The sequence below is a fragment of the Mesorhizobium sp. C120A genome (genome assembly GCF_030323105.1).
GTDB lineage: Bacteria > Pseudomonadota > Alphaproteobacteria > Rhizobiales > Rhizobiaceae > Mesorhizobium.
Window position 1 is genome coordinate 3,617,530 of the sequence record NZ_CP100476.1, and the last position, 18,547, is coordinate 3,636,076.

Here is an 18,547-nt window from a genome sequence, read left to right on the forward strand (position 1 = left end):
AGGCAAAATGCCAGGTCAGGTCAGGCAGCCAGAACCACTTTCGGTTCGACCAGCTCATAGCCGAGTGCTTCGGCCACGGCGCGATTGGTGATCTTGCCCCTGTGGACATTGAGGCCGTTGCGCAAATGGTGGTCGTCGACCAGCGCCTTCAGGCCCTTGTCGGCCAGCTGCAGGCCATAATGCAGCGTCGCGTTGTTGAGCGCGTGCGCCGAGGTCACCGGCACGGCGCCCGGCATGTTGGCGACGCAGTAATGGATCACGCCGTCGACCTCATAGGTCGGCTCGGCATGGGTGGTGGCGTGCGAAGTCTCGAAGCAGCCGCCCTGGTCGATAGCGACGTCGACCAGCACCGAGCCCTTCTTCATGCCCGACAGCATTTCGCGGGTCACCAGCTTGGGTGCAGCAGCACCCGGGATGAGCACGGCGCCGACGACGATGTCGGCCGAGAAGCATTCTTCCTCAAGCGCCTCGACTGTGGAGTAGCGGGTGTGGACGCGGCCGGTAAAGAGGTCGTCCAGCTGGCGCAGGCGCGGGATCGAGCGGTCGATGATGGTGACGTCGGCGCCGAGGCCGACCGCCATGCGGGCGGCATGCAGGCCGACGACGCCGCCGCCGAGCACGGTGACCTTGCCGGGCAGCACGCCGGGCACGCCGCCGAGCAGCACGCCGCGGCCACCATTGGCCTTCTGCAGCGCGGTCGCGCCGGCCTGGATCGACAGGCGGCCGGCAACTTCCGACATCGGCGCCAAGAGCGGCAGGCCGCCGCGGTCGTCGGTTACGGTCTCATAGGCGATTGCGGTGACGCCGGACGCGAGCAGGCCCTTGGTCTGCTCCGGATCCGGGGCCAGGTGCAGATAGGTGTAGAGGATCTGGCCGTCGCGCAGCTGCGCCCATTCGTTGGGCTGCGGCTCCTTGACCTTGACGATCATGTCGGACTTGGCGAACACGTCGGCGGCGGTCCTGGCGATGGTGGCGCCGGCGGCGCGGTAGGCATTGTCATCGGCGCCGATGCCGGCGCCGGCGCCGCTTTCGACCAGCACTTCATGACCATGCGCGACATATTCGCGGACGGAGCCCGGCGTCAGGCCGACGCGGTATTCGTGGTTCTTGATTTCCTTGGGGCAACCGACGCGCATAGTCTTCTCCTGATCCGGCCCTTCGGGCTCGTTCCCTGTATCAACCGAGTGAACCACAAATCGTTGCGCAGGTGTTTGCGAATGCGCTTGCGCGGGGTCACGCGTTTCGATAATCGTTGCGCGAAATCAAGGAAATTTCGCAGGAATCACGAGAAATGCCGCTCGACAGGATCGATATCGCCATTCTCGAGGCACTGCAGAAGGATGGCCGCATACCCAATGCGGCGCTCGCCGAAAGGGTCGGCCTGTCGCAGTCGGCCTGTTCGCGCCGGCTCGACAATCTGGAGAAATCCGGCACCATCCGCGGCTATCACGCCCGGCTTTCGAATGCAGCGCTCGGTCACCAGATGACGGCGATCGTGCACATATCGCTGTCGGGACAGTTCGAAAAGACGCTGTCGGATTTCGAGGCGGCGATCAAGCGCTGCCCGAATGTGCTGTCGTGCCACCTGATGTCGGGCGAATACGACTATATCCTGCGCATCGCCGCCAAGGATCTGGTCGACTATGAGCGCATCCACAAGGAGTGGCTGTCGGCGATGCCGCATGTGACCAAGATCAACTCATCCTTTGCCCTGCGCGAGATCGTCGATCGGACCGCCATGGGAATGAAGCCGGAACTGGCTTAACGCCACAAACATACTCGGACGTCCTTCCCGATATAGCATGCGCCTTCGCGGCGAAGTTCTTCCCAGCGTTCATCACCGTGGGTGGCGCGAATGTCGGAGTTTGCATAGCCCGCCCAGACATCACCGTCCTTGTAGACATCCGCCCAGTAATCTTTAGACATTTCACCAGCGCCACTATGCGGATCAGGATAGTCGATCCCTGCAAAAACTTGCTTCGGTCCCTGGATATTGAAATCGCCGCCCTGCTCGATTTGATAAGAGCACCTTCCGGATATGCGGGTCTGACCGCCAACAACAAGCAGGCAGCGGCCCCATTTGTAGCCGCTCGGCAAACGATGCCGTGGTTGCGCATGCAAAGGCGAAAGGGAAAACGCAATTGCGAGGGTAATTGCTATGGTTCGTCCGATCATCTCGCCACCCGTTGCGAAGCAGCCAATTCAAGAGCGGCTCGACACTGTTGGATCCGCCCGAAGCGCATGTCGAAGCGGTTCGCTGCAGCATGGTTCCCTTAAAGAGTATTTATCGACCACGTCGGATTTTTGTCACGTAACATTTGTGTTGCTACACGGCGGTCAACCGGCCTCGATGCGGCGATAAAGTGCTGCCCAAATGTGCTGTCCTGCCACCTGATGTCGGGTGAATACGACTACATCCTGCGCATCGCGGCGAAGCACCTCGTGGGCTATCAACGCATCCACAAGAAGTGGCTGTCTGTTATGCCGCACGTGATGAAGATCAGTTCGTCCTTTGCCTTGCGCGATTGTTGATCGCGCGGCGATGGAGAAGAAGCGGAGAGGCTTAGGAGCTGAGTAGCGGAGTGCACGGAATTGTGCTTAAAACAAATAAAGTGGATACTAGAAAAGCCGCTGAAGAGGTGAAGATAATCGCCGACAGTGCCAATGACATGGCCCGATTGATTGAGCTTCCGTCTGCAGGTGCGCTACACGCGCGCACCGGAGATCCGCTTGTCTTTCTGAAAATTCTGTTCAGTGTGTATCGCCGCATTCGTTTGTTGGCCGAGTATAAAGATGCCGGTAAGGCGGATATTCCTCAGTTGCCTGGGAATGACACCAACGGCGATCTTTTCTAAGCGTGATATTTATGAATATGTGCGATCACACGGAGGGTCTCTGAATCTCATCACGCTAGGCTTTTAATACCTCGGTCACCAGTTGGTCCATCGGGATGTCGTGCGGCTGCGGGTAGATGGTGGGGATGCGCTGCAGTTCGTAGCCGACGCCGATGACCAATGGCTTGAACGGCATGGCAGCCAGCGTGCGGTCGAAGAAGCCACCGCCATAGCCCAGGCGGTAGTTTCGCGGGTCGATGCCGACGATCGGCGAGATGACGATGTCGGGCAGCACCGGCTCGCCTTCGGCCGGGATCGGGATGTTCCAGATGCCTTTTTCCAGCCGGTCGCCGGGCACATAAGCGCGGAAGATCAGCGGCTGGCCTTTCTCGATCACGATGGGCAGCGCCGTGCGGCCGCCGCGTTCGTTGATCGACGCCATCCACGGCCGCAGGTCCGGCTCGCCGCGAAACGGCCAATAGAGGCTGACCATGCGGCCGGCAATGTCGCCGATTGCCGCGTCGAGCCCTTCGGCGATAGCCCGCGACATCGCCACCCGCGCATCGGCGGAAACCGCCAACCGTGCCGCGATCAGACGCTCGCGCTCGGCCTTGCGCCAACGGCGCACATCGGTCCAGTCGGTCAATGGCGCGCGAAATTCCGGATCGAGTTCGTGCATGAAGCAAGGTGGCGAAGAATATTGCGCCCGCCCTTTGCCATCTTTGTCATCGTCGTTGGCCATGCTTCACTCCCGTGGTTCCAGCCCCTGCAAGGCTATACCCGTCCATGCTTGCCGACATAGGCATTCGCGACATCCGGCGACGAGTCCTGGGCAGCCTTAAGCGGCAATCTAGCTCGCCCCGACATTGTTGCGGTGCACAAAAATCACTAGATAAAGGGAGACAAACAGGGGTGAATGCGATGAGTGAAACCAGCCATCATGTCGTTGTCGTCGGCGCAGGGTTCGGCGGTCTCGAACTCACCCGGGCGCTGGCCGGCGCACCCGTGCGCATCACCATGATCGACAAGCGCAACCATCACCTTTTCCAGCCGCTGCTCTACCAGGTGGCGACCACCTCGCTGGCGACCTCGGAAGTCGCCTGGCCGATCCGTCATCTGCTGCGCAAGCGCGAGGACGTGACGACCCTGCTCGGCAACGTCACCGGCGTCGACCGTCCAGGCAAACGCGTGCTGCTTGAGGACGGCAGTTCTGTTCCCTACGACACGCTGGTGCTCGCCACCGGCGCGCGTCATGCTTATTTCGGCCACGACGAATGGGAGCCTTTCGCGCCCGGGCTGAAGACGCTTGAAGACGCAACCACCATTCGCCGGCGCATCCTGCTCGCCTTCGAGCAGGCCGAGCGCGAGACCGATCCGGCCAAGCGCCAGGCACTGCTGACACTGGTCATCGTCGGCGGCGGCCCGACCGGCGTGGAGCTTGCCGGCACCATTGTGGAACTCGCGCATGAAACGCTGCGCGGCGAATTCCGCAACATCGACACGCGTGAGGCGCGTGTGGTGCTGGTCGAGGCCGGAGACAGGATCCTAGCCAATTTCGCGCCAAAGCTGTCCGACTATGCGCGCAAGGCGCTGGAGCGGCGGGGCGTCACGGTCGAGCTTGGCCGCGCCGTCACGCGCCTCGATGCCGAAGGCGTCGTCTTTGGCGATACGCATCTGCCGGCGCGAACCATCCTGTGGGCCGCCGGCGTGGCGGCTTCCCCCGCGGGAGAGTGGCTGGGCGCGCCGGTGGACCGGGCGGGCAGGGTAATGGTCGAGCCCGATCTGACCGTGCCGAACAGTCCTGAAATCTTCGTCATCGGCGACACCGCGCATGTCTTGCGGCCGGACGGCAAACCGGTGCCCGGCGTGGCGCCCTCGGCCAAGCAGGAGGGCAAGCATGTCGCCGCGACGATCAGGGCGCGGCTGGCCGGCGATGGCGCGCCGCGGCCTTTCCGCTACAAACATGCCGGCGACCTGGCGACGATCGGCAAGTGGGCAGCCGCGATCGATTTCGGCTCGATCAAGCTCACGGGATGGCTTGCCTGGTGGCTGTGGGGCGTGGCGCATATCTACTTCCTGATCGGTTTCCGCAACCGGCTCTCGGTGTCGCTTAGCTGGCTATGGATCTATTTCACCGGCCAGCGCAGCGCGCGGCTGATCACCCAGGGCGACGATGACAAGGGCTGAGGTTCTCAACCGCGGCCAAGGATATTCATCCAGCCGTCACCTTTTGCTGATCGACTGACTTCCCGATGGACATGGCCGGTTTTCGGCGCGAAGCTTCCGCCCGGGGCTGGGATCTTGTCACGTCGCTGGGAAGGAAAACCAATGCCGCATCTCAATTACCCCGTCTCCCGCCGTAGTTTGCTTGCCGGTGCGGCCGCCAGCGGGGCGCTGATCATGCTGCATCCGTTTTCCGCCCGCGCGCAGGCCAATCAGGCGCATCTGAGGATCATGGAGACCACCGACATCCATGTGAATGTGCTGCCTTACGACTACTACGCAGACAAAGCCAACGACACGATGGGCCTGTCGCGGACGGCCTCACTGATCGCGGCGGTGCGCAAGGAAGCCACCAATGCGATGCTGATCGACAATGGCGATCTTTTGCAGGGCAATCCGATGGGCGATTACATCGCCTATGAGAAGGGCCTCAAGGAAGGCGATCTGCATCCGATCATGAAGGGCATGAACCTGCTGGGCTATGAATGCTCGACGCTCGGCAATCACGAGTTCAATTACGGCCTGTCGTTCCTCGACAAGGTGCTGGCCGGGGCCAATTTCCCGTTCGTCTGCGCCAATCTGATCCGCGGCACCGAGCTTGCCGCCAACCCGCGCGACGACAAGCTCTACCTCAAGCCCTATGTCATCCTCGACAAGAAGATCAAGGACGGGTCGGGCGCCGAGCAGCCGATCAAGATCGGCATCATCGGCTTCGTGCCGCCGCAGATCATGGTCTGGGACCTGAAGAACCTGGAAGGCAATGTCAGGACGCGCGACATCGTCGAGGCGGCCAGGGCATGGGTGCCGCAGATCAAGGAGGAGGGCGCCGACATCGTCATCGCGCTCTCGCATTCCGGCATCGATATCAAGCAGGGCGACGGCATGGAGAACGCCTCCTTCTTCGTCGCCGGCGTCGAAGGCATCGATGCGGTGTTCACCGGCCATCAGCATTTGGTCTTCCCCGGCAAGAAGGATTTTCAGGCGCTCGATGGCGTCGACACCGAGAAAGGCACGCTGCAGGGCAAGCCCGCCGTGATGGGCGGTTTCTGGGGCTCGCATATGGGACTGATCGATCTGCTTCTGGAACGGGACGGATCGAAATGGCGCGTAGCCTCGGCCACATCTGAGGCAAGGCCGATCTACGAGCGCGTCGACAAGGCAAACAAGCCGACGGTGGCGGACGACCAGCGCGTCGTCGATGCGCTGAAGGCGGACCATGAGGCGACACTTGCCTATGTCCGCCGACCGGTCGGCAAGACCTCGGCGCCGCTCTATTCCTATTTCGCGCTGGTCGCCGACGATCCGTCGGTGCAGATCGTCAACCAGGCGCAGAGCTGGTACCTCAAGGACATATTAAAAAGCACGCAGTGGAAGGACGTGCCGCTGCTGTCGGCGGCGGCGCCCTTCAAGGCCGGCGGGCGCAACGGCGCCGACTACTATACCGACGTGCCGGTGGGCGACATCGCCATCAAGAACGTCGCCGACCTCTATCTCTATCCGAACACGGTTCGTGCCGTCGAAATCACCGGCGCGCAAGTGAAGGAATGGCTGGAAATGTCGGCCGGCATTTTCAGGAAGATCGAGCCGGGCAAAGCCGACCAGGCGCTCATCGACACCGAATTCCCGTCCTACAATTTCGATGTGATCGATGGCGTCAGCTACGGAATAGACCTGTCGCAGCTGCCGAAATACGATGCCAAGGGTGGCGTCGCCAATGCCGGCTCGAACCGCATCGTCGGCCTCAGCTTCGACGGCAAGCCGATTGATCCGGCAGCGAAATTCGTCGTCGCCACCAACAATTACCGCGCCGGCGGTGGCGGCAATTTCCCCGACATCAATGCCTCGAAGATCATCTACGAGGCGCCGGACACCAACCGCGACGTGATCGTGCGCTACGTCGTCAGCGAAGGCACGATCAACCCCTCGGCCGACGACAATTGGTCGTTCACGCCGCTGCCCGGCACCAGCGTCGTGTTCGAGACCGGCCCCAAAGCGAAGGATTTCATATCTGGGGTGAAATCGCTCAAGATCGAGCCGGCCGGCGAGGGCGAATCCGGGTTTGCGAAGTATCGCATCCTGCTTTGAGGCAACGTGCAGCTAACAGGGAAAACGAGCGGGCATACGCCCGCTCAATCACGCTTCGGATCAGGCTTTGTAGACCACTTGGCGCACGTCGATGTAGCTGGCTCTAAAGCCGGCTTCGCAATAGTGGAGATAAAATTCCCAAAGCTTCTTGAAGCGGTCGTCGAAGCCGAGCGGGACGATCTTTTCCCACGACGCCCAGAAGCGGTTGCGCCATTCGGCAAGCGTGCGGGCATAGTCGTCCGGAAAGACGCGCTCGCGCAGATGGGAAAGGCCATGGTCGCTGCCCAGCGTCTTCAGGATCGACGGCGTCGGCAGCATGCCGCCCGGGAAGACATAGCGCTGGATGAAATCCGGCCGCGCCCGATAGGTGTCGTAAGCGGCCTCGTTGATGGTGATGATCTGCAGGCCGGCGGTGCCGCCGGGCCTCAGGCACGCCTTCATCTTGCCGAAAAAAACCGGCCAATATTTTTCGCCGACCGCCTCGAACATCTCGATCGAGGCGATGCGGTCGTAAGTGCCCGTTTCATCTCGGTAATCCTGCAGCTTGATGTCGACCTTGTCGGCAAGCCCGGCCTTCTGGATGCGCGCCTTGGCAAAATCGTGCTGTTCGCGGCTGATGGTCAGGCCGGTGACGCGGCAGCCGATCTCGCGCGCGGCAAATTCGGCAAAACCGCCCCAGCCGCAGCCGATCTCGAGCACATGGTCCTTCTTGCCGATGCCGGTATCCTTGGCCAGCGCGCGGTATTTGGCGGCCTGAGCGCTTTCCAGGTCGTTGGCGCCGGTCGCATAGAGCGCCGACGAATAGGTCATGCTGGGATCGAGCCATTGCTTGTAGAAGGCGTTGCCGAGATCGTAATGCGCCGAGATGTTGCGCTTCGAGCCGGTGCGGGTGTTTTCGTTGAACCAGTGGCGGATGCGCTGGACCGTGTTGATGAGCCAGCTGGCGCCGCCGGCAATGCGCTCGCCAACAGCCGAGTTGACGACGAACAGTTCGAGGAAGCTGGTTACATCAGGGCTTTCCCAGTCGCCGTCCATGTAGGATTCGGCAACGCCGATGGTGCCACCGGAAAAGGCACGGCCGGGCAGGCGCCAGTTCTTCAACACCAGTTCGGCATCCGGGCCGGGTCCGTTGCCGCCGACAAGAACCGCCCGGCCATCCGGCATCCTCACCTTCAGCGAACCGCGCGGCAATTTCATCGCCGCCGACAGCACCATGCGCGCCTTGGCCGGCAGGCCCTTGACCATCTCGGCGAAATTGAGTTCGTCCAGCCTGATGGCGTCGCCGATGCCTTTGTATTCCCTGACAGCCATCTCACACCCCCCTGGACTTCCGCGGGGCGGCGCAAGATCTGCCGGCCCCCACATCCTCCACTTTTCATTCGCCAGGCGCGAATGCCGCTGCCTGCTTTCGCCACAATCTTCCACCGCATCGACCGGAACTTCAAGAGGCAAGCCGTGCCCGGCACTGGCCCAGGTGGCGTGCCTGGGGCCAGAATCGGTGAGGGCGAGCGACCGCCGGTGAAATCGCTATGGTTAGGAACAGCCACATACGTTAGTTTCAGCCATGCGTTACGTCATCGTCATCACCGCCATCGCCTTTTTCCTGATCTGGGATGGCCTCTACAATCAGGGCCGCTATCTCGACACGACGGTCAGGGAGATGTCGCGCGTCGTGCGCTACGTCACCGGCAAAGCCTAGCTTTTTGCGCCTCTGCAAAGTCGCCTGCCGGCATTGCCGGGCGCGACATCGTGGCGGTTGACGCGACGGTCCCGCTCACACAAAACATGCCGCAAATCGAACGTGGAGGCAGGCGTGATCCGGCATATCGTTTTCTTCAGCGCGCGGCGCAAGGACGATGTCGAGGCCGTGCGCACGGGCTTGCTCACACTGGGCAAGATCCCGCATTCAAGCCTCTTCGAGGTGACGCTCAACACCAAGGTCGATCCGCTGTCGGATGCGATCGACGTGGTCGTCTATGCCGAGTTCGAGGATGAGGCCGCGCTTGCCGCATACAAGGCGCACCCGCTCTATGCCGAGACGACCAGCCGGGTCAAACCCTTGCGCGAATTGCGCTATTCGGCCGATATCGTGGCGACGGCCTGATCGGGCCGGCAAGAGGCCTTGAACCAATTTCGGGAATGATGCACACCGCGCCGGCATGACCAGCACGACCCATCCGCTTGACCATCTGGTGCTGCCGACGGCGAGCCTCGCCGTGGCGCGGGCGCGGCTGACATCGCTTGGCTTCGTCGTCGCGCCAACCGGCATTCATCCCTTCGGCACTGAAAATTGCTGCGTCTTCCTTGCCGACGGCACCTATCTCGAACCGCTGGCGGTTGGGAATGAACAGGTGGCAGCGAGTGCGATCGCCGGCGGCAATGTCTTTGTCGCGCGCGACCGCCTCTATCGCGCCAGCCTGGGCGATGAGGGCTTTTCCGCCGTAGTGCTGGCCACCGACGACGCCGATGCGGATCATGCGCGCTATGTCTCGGCCGGTATGTCGGCGGGAGACGTGCTGAGCTTTTCCCGCGCCTTCACCGATACGGCCGGAAAGAGCGACATGGCCTCGTTCAAACTGGCTTTCGCCGCGGGCGCCGAGACGACGGACGCCTTTCTGTTCGCTTGCGAGCGGATCAACGCCCCTCAAATCGACCGTACGGCACTGCAGGCCCATGCCAACGGCGTGACCGGCATTGCCGAAATCGTCTCGGTCAGCGACGCGCCTTCCACGCAGATCAGCCTGATCTCGACAGTGGTTGGCTCGGAGCAGCAGAGCAGCGCGGTCTTCGACCTGCCGAATGCGCGTCTGACCGTTCTGGATCCTGCGGCTTTCACCGCGCGCTTCGACATTCCGGCCGGTGCGCCGACAAGAGTTCGCTTCGCCGCGATTGTCTTTTCAGTCCGCAGTGTCGGCGCTGTCGCGAGGCTGCTTGCAGACAACGCCGTCGGGCACGATATAGCGGGCAACGAAATCGTCGTGCAGCCGGCATCCGGACAGGGCGCGGCTTTCATCTTCCGGGAGACCCCATGAGCAAGCCGCAAGGGCCCAATTCGCTGGCGCCGAATTCGTCGGTAACCATCGGCAACGTCGTCTTCGACAACAGCGGGCCCCTGGCGTTGATCGCCGGCCCGTGCCAGTTCGAATCGCGCCAGCACGCTTTCGACATGGCCGGCGCGCTGAAGGAACTGACCGGCAAGCTCGGCATCGGCCTCGTCTACAAGACCAGCTACGACAAGGCCAACCGCACCTCGCTGTCGGCAACGCGCGGCGCCGGCATGGACGCGGCGCTTCCGGTGTTCGACGAGTTGCGCAAGGAATTTTCGGTTCCCATTCTGACCGATGTCCACACCGAGGAGCAGTGCGCGATCGTCGCACACCATGTCGATGTGCTGCAGATTCCGGCGTTCCTGTCGCGCCAGACCGACATGCTGGTCGCCGCCGCCAAGACCGGCAAGGTGATCAACGTCAAGAAGGGGCAATTCCTGGCGCCCTGGGACATGAAGAACGTGGTGGCCAAGATCACCGGTTCGGGCAACCTCAATGTGCTGACCACCGAGCGCGGCGCGTCTTTCGGCTACAACACGCTGGTGTCGGACATGCGGGCTTTGCCTGTGATGGCCGAGATCGGCGCGCCGGTGATTTTCGACGCCACCCATTCGGTGCAGCAGCCAGGCGGGCAGGGCGGTTCCTCCGGTGGCGAGCGCCGCTTTGTCGAGACGCTGGCGCGGGCTGCCGTTGCCGTCGGCGTCGCCGGCGTGTTCATAGAGACCCACCAGGATCCCGACAATTCGACCTCCTCCGACGGGCCCAACATGCTGCCGCTGAAGGACATGCCGGCGCTGCTCGAAAGACTGATGGCATTCGACCGCATCGCCAAGAATGCTGCTGACCTGAACCGAGGCTGATGGTTTCGGCTATGGCGCGCGCGCTGCCCTGCTTGTGGAAGGCATAAGCCGGCTGTAGGCTCGCTGCTGCAAATGAGCGTCTTGGCAGGAGGAAGCCATGTCCGTCGCCCGCGTCACCGAAATCACGTCGTCGTCGAAAAAGAGCTTTCAGGACGCCATCGAGAAGGGGATTGAGCGCGCCTCAAAGACCCTGAAGAACGTCGAAGGCGCCTGGATCCAGGACCAGAAGATCGTCGTCGAGGACGGCAGGATCGCGGCCTATCGCGTCAACATGAAGGTGACGTTCATCCTCGCGGAGTAACCGCCCGCCGCTCGAAAAAACGGGAACTTTCGCCCGCGCCCCTCATTGTCAAAGTATCGATCAACGACATGAGGAGCAGCAGCCATGACCACCCAGACAGGCCACACCGAAGCCATCGCCGCTTCGCGCGTCATCGGCACGTCGGTCTACAACACCGAAGGCACGAGCATCGGCAGCATCGAGGACATCATGCTCGACAAGACGTCGAACGGCATCATGTTCGCGGTGATCGGGTTCGGTGGATTTCTCGGCATTGGCGAGAAGTATCACGCCATTCCGTGGGCGAGCCTCGACTATGACGAGGACAAGGGCGGCTATGTCGTGCCGTTCTCGAAGGAGCAGCTGAAGGCAGCACCCGCCTATTCGATCAATGAACTGGCCGGCGCCGATGGCGAGGCCGCGCGTGATGCTTCCTATGATTACTACAAGGTCACGCCGTATTGGCATTGATCAGCTGCGCTGACGCCTGACGTGAAAAGGCCCCCGAATTCCGAAACGGGGGCCTTTTCAGTGCAACCCGACAGTTTCTAAATTATTCTGCCGCATAAAACGTGGACAGCTGCGTCGCCGCCCTTGGCGGCTGCTGCGTATCGCAGGACGTCAGGAACGCCGCCGCGATCAGGAACAAACTCACGATACCGCTCAACTCGGACATGGCGAAACTCCTCCTGTTTCGCCCCGCGCATCACCATCCTAGTCGACACAGAGATTGTTATCTCTGAATTATGATGACGTGGTGTTGTCGAACGTGATCCGAGGCATGCTCAGCCGAGGAGTCCGGCATTCTTCACCGCCTTGAAAACCTTTTCGTGCCAGGCGATCCGATCCGCTTCGCCATTGGCCTGCGTGGCGGAATTGGCGTTGCCGACGTTGATCGCGCGCGAGATCTTTTTGATCAGGCCGGCATCGGCAAAGGCATTGCAGCCTGACCCTTTCCATTCGGCGCAAGCTGCGAGCAGCGAAGTCTGCGGATCCTCGATCAGTTCAGGATGATTGGCGAGGTCAACCTTGGCGAGCTTGCCCTTGGCCGTGTACGCGTCGCGCCCGGTGGTCTGGAACGTGCCGCCGCCGCGGAAATTGAAGCCGTCCAACGTTCCTTTCACATTGCCCATGCGGCCGCCATAGGCCCAGTCGCCCAGGGCTTGCGGCTTGCGCAGCAGGTTGTCCCCGATCCACTGATCGGTCTTGCCCGCGGCTCGCGACCTCCATGCGTTCCGGATTGCCGCCACGGTCGTGTAGGTCAGGGATTCGCGAATGAGGGTGAAGCCACCGGTTTCCATCGCCGCTTGAGCGAAGAAATGCATCAGCCGATCATAATTGTTGCACACGCCATGATCGCCAAGTGTCTTGAGGCCCTTGTCGGAGGTAAAGGCGCCGATGTAACCGTCATAGATTGTTCGCTTGGAACCGCTTGCCGGTCTCGGCGCGAATTTCTGGAAGACCGCTGCCGGCAAACCCTTGTTCGGATCGCCCGCAACCGCTTCGAGCACGATCTCGACACTCTCGGTCGACAGCACCGGTTCGCCTTCGACGACCACCGAAGCATTGGGAATTCGCTTGCCGTTGCTTTTCGGGAAGCCACCGCCGGCAAAGGTTTTCAGATCGTCAATGAGGGCGATTACGCATGTCCGGCTCTCCGTGAAATCCATGTCGGAAAGAGGACCGCTCACCTTCTTCGTCGGGTTGATGCATCCGACGCTGGACAGGAAATTGACGCCCGGATGGATCAGGATTTCGGTGCGCTTGTTGGTCTTCAGCAGTTCGAGTCCAGGTTTGGGTGGCGTCTTGGCGCCAGTGTAGCCTATGGTCACATATTTGCCTCCGGCCTGTGTCGCCAGTGGATAGGTGCCGGGCTCGATGCGCCTGCCATTGTCTTCTTTGGAATTGTCGCCAGGGCCGCGAGATTCACACACGAACCCCGATAGACCCGTTACTGCCGTGCCGTTGTGGAAGACTTTATAGGTACCAACTGTCCTGCGTCGGGTGCCCCTCATATGCTCGACTTTGCGGCTAATAAGAAGTTCCCAGCCAGTGCCTGAAATCGCTGCCATTGCCGCCTCCCCAAAGAGTTCAAGTTTGTTGATTTCACTGTGGTCGCCAAATAGTTCGCGTTGTAGATGTGACGCTAACATCTTCGAATTCTCTGCATTGTGAAGTTTGTCACGTTGGCGGTAGCCTCTTTTGAAGCATCTGCTGGAGTTTGCGTGCCGCCTGGTATTTTGTGATAAGGGATTGCCGCAATCAAAGGGGAGGGGCACCCGCCCCATGCGGCGCCAGACATATGACGTCAGGGCGGGCTGTTTGCGTTCAGATGGCGTCGCCCATGCCCCACGGCCTGAGCGCATGGGGCGATCGTCACTATTATTTCATGCCATTCCTGATTGCCTTTTGCGGCACTTTGGCTAAGAGGGGCGCGACGCTTTCAATCGATCAATCGGGGACATCGCAATGACCGCCATCATCGACATTGTCGGGCGTGAAATCCTGGACAGCCGTGGAAATCCGACCGTCGAGGTCGACGTCGTTCTCGAAGACGGCTCAATGGGCCGCGCCGCGGTGCCGTCGGGCGCGTCGACCGGCGCGCATGAGGCCGTCGAACTGCGCGACGGTGGCGCCCGCTATCTCGGCAAGGGCGTGCTCAAGGCGGTCGAGGCCGTCAATGGCGAGCTGTTCGAGGCGATCGGCGGCATGGAAGCCGAAAACCAGATCCACATCGATCAGACCATGATCGAGCTCGACGGCACGCCCAACAAGAGCCGGCTCGGCGCCAACGCCATCCTCGGCGTCTCGCTGGCGGTCGCCAAGGCCGCGGCGGAAGCCGCCGGACTGCCGCTTTACCGCTATGTCGGCGGCACCAAGGCGCATTTGCTGCCGGTGCCCATGATGAACATCATCAATGGCGGCGCGCATGCCGACAATCCGATCGATTTCCAGGAATTCATGATCCTGCCGGTCGGCGCGCCGACTTTGCGCGAAGGCGTGCGCTGGGGCTCGGAAATCTTCCACACGCTGCGCAAGAAGCTCAAGGATGCCGGCCACAACACCAATGTCGGCGACGAAGGCGGCTTCGCGCCCAATCTGAAGAGTGCGCCGGTGGCGCTCGATTTCATCATGGAATCAATCGAGAAGGCCGGCTTCAAGCCGGGCGAAGAGATCGCGCTCGGTCTCGACTGTGCGGCGACCGAATTCTTCAAGGACGGCAATTACGTCTATGAGGGCGAGAAGAAGACCCGCGATCCGAAGGCGCAGGCCAAGTACCTGGCCAAGCTCGCCGCCGACTATCCGATCATCTCGATCGAGGACGGCCTGGCCGAGGACGACTGGGAGGGCTGGAAGTACCTGACCGATTTGATCGGCAACAAGACGCAGCTGGTTGGCGACGACCTCTTCGTCACCAACACGGCGCGGCTGCGCGACGGCATCCGCATGGGTGTCGCCAATTCGATCCTGGTCAAGGTCAACCAGATCGGCTCGCTTACCGAAACGCTCGACGCTGTCGAGACCGCGCACAAGGCAGGCTACACAGCCGTCATGTCGCACCGTTCGGGCGAAACCGAGGATTCGACCATCGCCGACCTCGCCGTCGCCACCAATTGCGGGCAGATCAAGACCGGTTCGCTGTCGCGCTCGGATCGCATGGCCAAGTACAACCAGCTGATCCGCATCGAGGAAGAGCTCGGCAAGCAGGCGCGCTACGCTGGCAAGTCGGTGGTCAAAGCCTAAATTCTGCCGAACTGGCGAAAACGATGGAAGGGCGGGATTTTCCCGCCCTTTTTCGTTGCGGCCGCTGGCTAATGCACCTGTCCGTAACCGTCCATTAAGCACAATCGAGCGACAAATGGCGGTCAAAGGATTGCGACCATGTGGACACGCCAGCACAAGCAGAGAAACACCGGCCGGCTGATCATCCCGTCGCTTTGCGTGGCGTTCCTGGTCTATTTCGGCTTCCATGCCTATCATGGCGAGTTCGGCATCAATTCCAAATATCAGCTCGAAGCGCAGACCATCGAATTGCAGGCCAAGTACGATGCCATCAAGGCGCGCCGGGTCGATCTGGAGCGGCGTGTCCAGCTGATGCATGAGGGTACGCTTGAAAAGGATATGCTCGACGAGCAGGCACGCCGGGCGCTCAATCTGTCCCAGCCCGATGAAATCACCATCATGCTGCCGGCCAATTCGAAATAACCAAATTTCGGTTAATCGCTTTTATTTCCAATGATTCTAGGCATTTAGATGCATGCCAGCCATGCGTTTTTCTGCATGGCGAAACGCGGTCTCGCATGTTAGCTTCCTTCCAATCGGTGGGGAGGAGCTGATCCTCCCCGGAGCAGACATGGTCTGCTTTAGTGTCCGCGAAGAGACGCCAACAGGGAGTGATGCATGGCCACCGCCGCCAAAAAAGCGCCTGCCAAATCCGTTAAATCGACATCCGCCAAATCAACGGGGCTTTCCGCCCCCAAGCCGGCCGACTTCACCAAGGACGAGGAGCTTGCCGCCTACCGGCACATGCTGCTTATCCGTCGCTTCGAGGAAAAGGCCGGCCAGCTCTACGGCATGGGCTTTATCGGCGGCTTCTGCCACCTCTATATCGGCCAGGAAGCGGTCGTCACCGGCATGAAGATGTCGCTGATCAACGGCGACCAGATGATCACCGCCTATCGCGACCATGGCCACATGCTGGCGATGGAACTGTCACCGCGGGGCGTCATGGCAGAGCTGACCGGACGCCGTGGTGGCCTGTCGAGGGGCAAGGGCGGCTCCATGCACATGTTCTCCAAGGAGAAGCATTTTTACGGCGGCCACGGCATTGTCGGCGCGCAGGTCTCGCTCGGCACCGGTCTCGCCTTCGCCAACCGCTACCGCGACAACAACAATGTGTCGCTGACCTATTTCGGCGATGGCGCTGCCAATCAGGGTCAGGTCTATGAAAGCTTCAACATGGCCTCGCTGTGGAAGCTGCCGGTGATCTACATCATCGAGAACAACCGCTACGCCATGGGCACTTCGGTGTCGCGCTCGTCGGCCGAAACCAATTTTTCGCATCGCGGCGCCTCGTTCAAGATTCCCGGCATTCAGGTCGACGGCATGGATGTGCGTGCGGTCAAATCCGCCGGCGATCAGGCGACCGAATGGTGCCGTGCCGGCAACGGTCCGATCATCCTCGAGATGCAGACCTATCGCTATCGCGGTCACTCGATGTCGGATCCCGCGAAATACCGCTCCAAGGAAGAAGTGCAGAAGATGCGATCGGATCATGATCCGATCGAGCAGGTCAAGGCGCGGCTGACGGCCAAGAAGTGGGCGACCGAGGACGAACTCAAGAACATCGACAAGGAAGTCCGCGACATCGTCGCCGACGCCGCCGAATTTGCCCAGCACGACGCAGAGCCGGATCCGTCCGAGCTCTGGACCGACATCGTATTGTAACGGGAGGGCAAGGACATGCCGATCGAAATTCTCATGCCCGCTCTCTCGCCGACCATGGAAGAGGGCAATCTTTCCAAGTGGTTGAAGAACGAGGGCGACAAGGTCGTCGCCGGCGATGTCATCGCCGAGATCGAAACCGACAAGGCGACCATGGAAGTCGAAGCCGTCGATGAAGGCACGATCGGCAAGATCGTGGTTCCCGCCGGCACCGAAGGCGTCAAGGTCAATGCGGTGATCGCCGTGTTGCTGCAGGACGGGGAAAGTGCAGGCGACGTCGAAAAGAGCGGCAAGCCTGCCTCCACCCAGGATGCCATTTCCGCTGGCGGTCAGCGGACCGATGCAGCCGAGGAAGGCTCAAAGGCGGCTCCCCAGGATGCCGGCGAGGCTCCGAAGGCAGTTCCCGCCGCTCCGGCAGCCAAACCTGCCGCCGATCCGGATATTCCCGCCGGCACCGAGATGATCTCGACTACGGTGCGCGAGGCCTTGCGCGATGCCATGGCCGAGGAAATGCGCCGCGACGGCGATGTCTTCGTCATGGGCGAGGAGGTCGCGGAATACCAGGGCGCCTACAAGATCACGCAAGGCCTGCTGCAGGAATTCGGGCCGCGCCGCGTCGTCGACACGCCGATCACCGAGCACGGCTTTGCCGGCGTCGGCGTCGGTGCGGCGATGGCCGGCCTGAAGCCGATCGTCGAGTTCATGACCTTCAACTTCGCCATGCAGGCGATCGACCAGATCATCAACTCCGCGGCCAAGACGCTCTATATGTCGGGCGGCCAGATGGGCGCACCGATCGTGTTCCGCGGACCGAACGGTGCGGCCGCCCGCGTCGGCGCCCAGCATTCGCAGTGCTATGCCGCCTGGTACAGCCATATTCCCGGGCTAAAGGTGGTGATGCCGTACACGGCTGCCGACGCCAAGGGCCTGCTCAAGGCGGCGATCCGCGATCCGAACCCGGTCATCTTCCTTGAAAACGAAATCCTCTACGGCCAGTCCTTCGACGTGCCGAAGCTTGACGATTTCGTGCTGCCAATCGGCAAGGCGCGCATTCACAAGCAGGGCAAGGACGTCACCATCGTCTCGTTCGGCATCGGCATGACCTACGCCATCAAGGCGGAGGCCGAACTGCGCGGCATGGGCATCGATGCCGAGATCATCGATCTCAGGACCATCCGCCCGCTCGACCTCGACACCGTCATTGCCTCCGTAAAAAAGACCAACCGCCTGATCGTGGTGGAAGAAGGTTTCCCGCAAAGCTCGGTCGGCGACCACATCGCCAATCAGGTGTCGCAGCGCGCCTTCGACTTTCTCGACGCGCCGGTCATCACCATCGCCGGCAAGGACGTGCCGATGCCTTATGCGGCGAACCTCGAAAAGCTGGCTTTGCCCAATGTCGGCGAGGTCATAGAGGCGGTCAAAGCCGTCACGTATCGCTGACGGTCTTTCTTGCGGGGGAGGCAGAAATGGCGACGATGGCAGATGTGAGGAGAATAGCTTGGTCTCTATTTTGGCGGAGCTTCCTGTCTAGTATCGCTTGTGGATTTGTTGCTGGCGCGATTGTTGGGTTCGTCATTGGGTTCATTGGCGGTTTTTTTGGACTTCGCCATGAGGCAATTCAGGTACTGAGCTCTGTTGGGGGAGCATGCCTTGGGCTTGTAGCATCATTCCTTTGTTTGAATTTCTTCTTGGCCCGATCGATTGGCAAGGAATTCAAAGGCAAACGTCTAGAACTTGCCGTGGTTAGCCCGGCTGGCTTGCAGGGAGAGTAAC

General features: G+C 61.2%; 21 protein-coding genes and 1 pseudogene. 16 read left to right on the forward strand and 6 right to left on the reverse strand.

The window, feature by feature from the left end; genetic code table 11:
* Window positions 1–20 precede the first annotated feature (20 nt).
* Window positions 21–1,136: an alanine dehydrogenase gene (gene ald / locus NL532_RS17445; protein WP_023688436.1), complete on the reverse strand. Its 1,116-nt coding sequence runs from the start codon at window positions 1,134–1,136 to the stop codon at window positions 21–23.
* 155 nt (window positions 1,137–1,291) lie between these two features.
* On the opposite strand from ald, the gene NL532_RS17450 reads away from it, so the two are divergent.
* Entirely contained in the window at window positions 1,292–1,765 is a 474-nt protein-coding gene (locus NL532_RS17450; RefSeq protein WP_023668897.1) for an Lrp/AsnC family transcriptional regulator, read from the forward strand.
* On the opposite strand, the gene NL532_RS17455 is transcribed toward NL532_RS17450, so the two are convergent.
* A complete protein-coding gene (locus NL532_RS17455) occupies window positions 1,762–2,175 on the reverse strand; it encodes a hypothetical protein (protein ID WP_155922397.1) in 414 nt (137 codons plus the stop codon). The genes NL532_RS17450 and NL532_RS17455 overlap by 4 nt on opposite strands.
* A 174-nt stretch (window positions 2,176–2,349) precedes the next feature.
* Between NL532_RS17455 and NL532_RS17460 the strand changes: the two are divergent.
* Window positions 2,350–2,532: pseudogene (locus NL532_RS17460) on the forward strand (Lrp/AsnC ligand binding domain-containing protein); the annotation flags it as partial.
* A gap of 50 nt (window positions 2,533–2,582) precedes the next feature.
* Complete coding sequence (locus tag NL532_RS17465) at window positions 2,583–2,855, forward strand: hypothetical protein (RefSeq protein WP_031203541.1); 273 nt, start codon at window positions 2,583–2,585, stop codon at window positions 2,853–2,855.
* A 55-nt stretch (window positions 2,856–2,910) separates the two neighbouring features.
* Here the strand turns inward: NL532_RS17465 and NL532_RS17470 are convergent, their stop codons facing one another.
* A complete protein-coding gene (locus NL532_RS17470) occupies window positions 2,911–3,576 on the reverse strand; it encodes a 5-formyltetrahydrofolate cyclo-ligase (RefSeq protein ID WP_023816022.1) in 666 nt (221 codons plus the stop codon).
* Between the two features lie 179 nt (window positions 3,577–3,755).
* Between NL532_RS17470 and NL532_RS17475 the strand changes: the two genes are divergently transcribed.
* Entirely contained in the window at window positions 3,756–5,021 is a 1,266-nt protein-coding gene (locus tag NL532_RS17475) for an NAD(P)/FAD-dependent oxidoreductase (RefSeq protein WP_023668902.1), read from the forward strand.
* Between the two features lie 141 nt (window positions 5,022–5,162).
* Window positions 5,163–7,142 carry a bifunctional 2',3'-cyclic-nucleotide 2'-phosphodiesterase/3'-nucleotidase gene (locus NL532_RS17480; RefSeq protein WP_023830004.1) on the forward strand — a complete coding sequence of 660 codons (1,980 nt, stop codon included), beginning with the start codon at window positions 5,163–5,165 and terminating at the stop codon, window positions 7,140–7,142.
* Window positions 7,143–7,202: 60 nt separating this feature from the next.
* Here the strand turns inward: NL532_RS17480 and NL532_RS17485 are convergent, their stop codons facing one another.
* Window positions 7,203–8,453: an SAM-dependent methyltransferase gene (locus tag NL532_RS17485; RefSeq protein WP_023726784.1), complete on the reverse strand. Its 1,251-nt coding sequence runs from the start codon at window positions 8,451–8,453 to the stop codon at window positions 7,203–7,205.
* Window positions 8,454–8,706: 253 nt separating this feature from the next.
* Between NL532_RS17485 and NL532_RS17490 the strand changes: the two genes are divergently transcribed.
* The 6 genes from NL532_RS17490 to NL532_RS17515 all read left to right on the forward strand — a co-directional run bounded on the left by NL532_RS17490 (window position 8,707) and on the right by NL532_RS17515 (window position 11,800).
* Window positions 8,707–8,841: a hypothetical protein gene (locus NL532_RS17490; RefSeq protein WP_023668905.1), complete on the forward strand. Its 135-nt coding sequence runs from the start codon at window positions 8,707–8,709 to the stop codon at window positions 8,839–8,841.
* 114 nt (window positions 8,842–8,955) lie between these two features.
* A complete protein-coding gene (locus NL532_RS17495; protein WP_023701748.1) occupies window positions 8,956–9,246 on the forward strand; it encodes a Dabb family protein in 291 nt (96 codons plus the stop codon).
* Window positions 9,247–9,301: 55 nt separating this feature from the next.
* Window positions 9,302–10,174, forward strand: a complete 873-nt coding sequence (locus NL532_RS17500) for a VOC family protein (RefSeq protein ID WP_023734041.1) — start codon at window positions 9,302–9,304, stop codon at window positions 10,172–10,174.
* Window positions 10,171–11,049, forward strand: coding sequence for a 3-deoxy-8-phosphooctulonate synthase (gene kdsA, locus NL532_RS17505; RefSeq protein WP_031203542.1), 879 nt, complete (start codon window positions 10,171–10,173; stop codon window positions 11,047–11,049). Before NL532_RS17500 ends, kdsA begins: the two co-directional genes overlap by 4 nt.
* 97 nt (window positions 11,050–11,146) lie before the next feature.
* Window positions 11,147–11,350: a dodecin family protein gene (locus NL532_RS17510; RefSeq protein WP_023668908.1), complete on the forward strand. Its 204-nt coding sequence runs from the start codon at window positions 11,147–11,149 to the stop codon at window positions 11,348–11,350.
* Window positions 11,351–11,434: 84 nt separating this feature from the next.
* Window positions 11,435–11,800, forward strand: a complete 366-nt coding sequence (locus tag NL532_RS17515) for a PRC-barrel domain-containing protein (protein WP_023668909.1) — start codon at window positions 11,435–11,437, stop codon at window positions 11,798–11,800.
* An 82-nt stretch (window positions 11,801–11,882) separates the two neighbouring features.
* Here the strand turns inward: NL532_RS17515 and NL532_RS17520 are convergent, their stop codons facing one another.
* Together NL532_RS17520 and NL532_RS17525 are read right to left on the reverse strand one after the other, a co-directional pair.
* On the reverse strand, window positions 11,883–12,005 hold the full coding sequence (locus NL532_RS17520) for a hypothetical protein (RefSeq protein WP_023734039.1): 123 nt from the start codon (window positions 12,003–12,005) through the stop codon (window positions 11,883–11,885).
* Between the two features lie 109 nt (window positions 12,006–12,114).
* Window positions 12,115–13,695: a glycoside hydrolase family 19 protein gene (locus NL532_RS17525; RefSeq protein WP_196813895.1), complete on the reverse strand. Its 1,581-nt coding sequence runs from the start codon at window positions 13,693–13,695 to the stop codon at window positions 12,115–12,117.
* Window positions 13,696–13,798: 103 nt separating this feature from the next.
* On the opposite strand from NL532_RS17525, the gene eno reads away from it, so the two are divergent.
* The 5 genes from eno (at window position 13,799) to NL532_RS17550 (ending at window position 18,546) form a co-directional block, all read left to right on the forward strand.
* On the forward strand, window positions 13,799–15,073 hold the full coding sequence (gene eno / locus NL532_RS17530; RefSeq protein ID WP_023682561.1) for a phosphopyruvate hydratase: 1,275 nt from the start codon (window positions 13,799–13,801) through the stop codon (window positions 15,071–15,073).
* Window positions 15,074–15,211: 138 nt separating this feature from the next.
* Window positions 15,212–15,535, forward strand: coding sequence for an FtsB family cell division protein (locus tag NL532_RS17535; protein ID WP_023830006.1), 324 nt, complete (start codon window positions 15,212–15,214; stop codon window positions 15,533–15,535).
* 195 nt (window positions 15,536–15,730) lie between these two features.
* Window positions 15,731–16,777, forward strand: a complete 1,047-nt coding sequence (gene pdhA, locus NL532_RS17540; RefSeq protein WP_023682559.1) for a pyruvate dehydrogenase (acetyl-transferring) E1 component subunit alpha — start codon at window positions 15,731–15,733, stop codon at window positions 16,775–16,777.
* Between the two features lie 15 nt (window positions 16,778–16,792).
* A complete protein-coding gene (locus tag NL532_RS17545; RefSeq protein ID WP_023668915.1) occupies window positions 16,793–18,214 on the forward strand; it encodes a pyruvate dehydrogenase complex E1 component subunit beta in 1,422 nt (473 codons plus the stop codon).
* 26 nt (window positions 18,215–18,240) lie between these two features.
* Window positions 18,241–18,546: a hypothetical protein gene (locus tag NL532_RS17550; protein WP_023714177.1), complete on the forward strand. Its 306-nt coding sequence runs from the start codon at window positions 18,241–18,243 to the stop codon at window positions 18,544–18,546.
* Window position 18,547 lies beyond the last annotated feature (1 nt).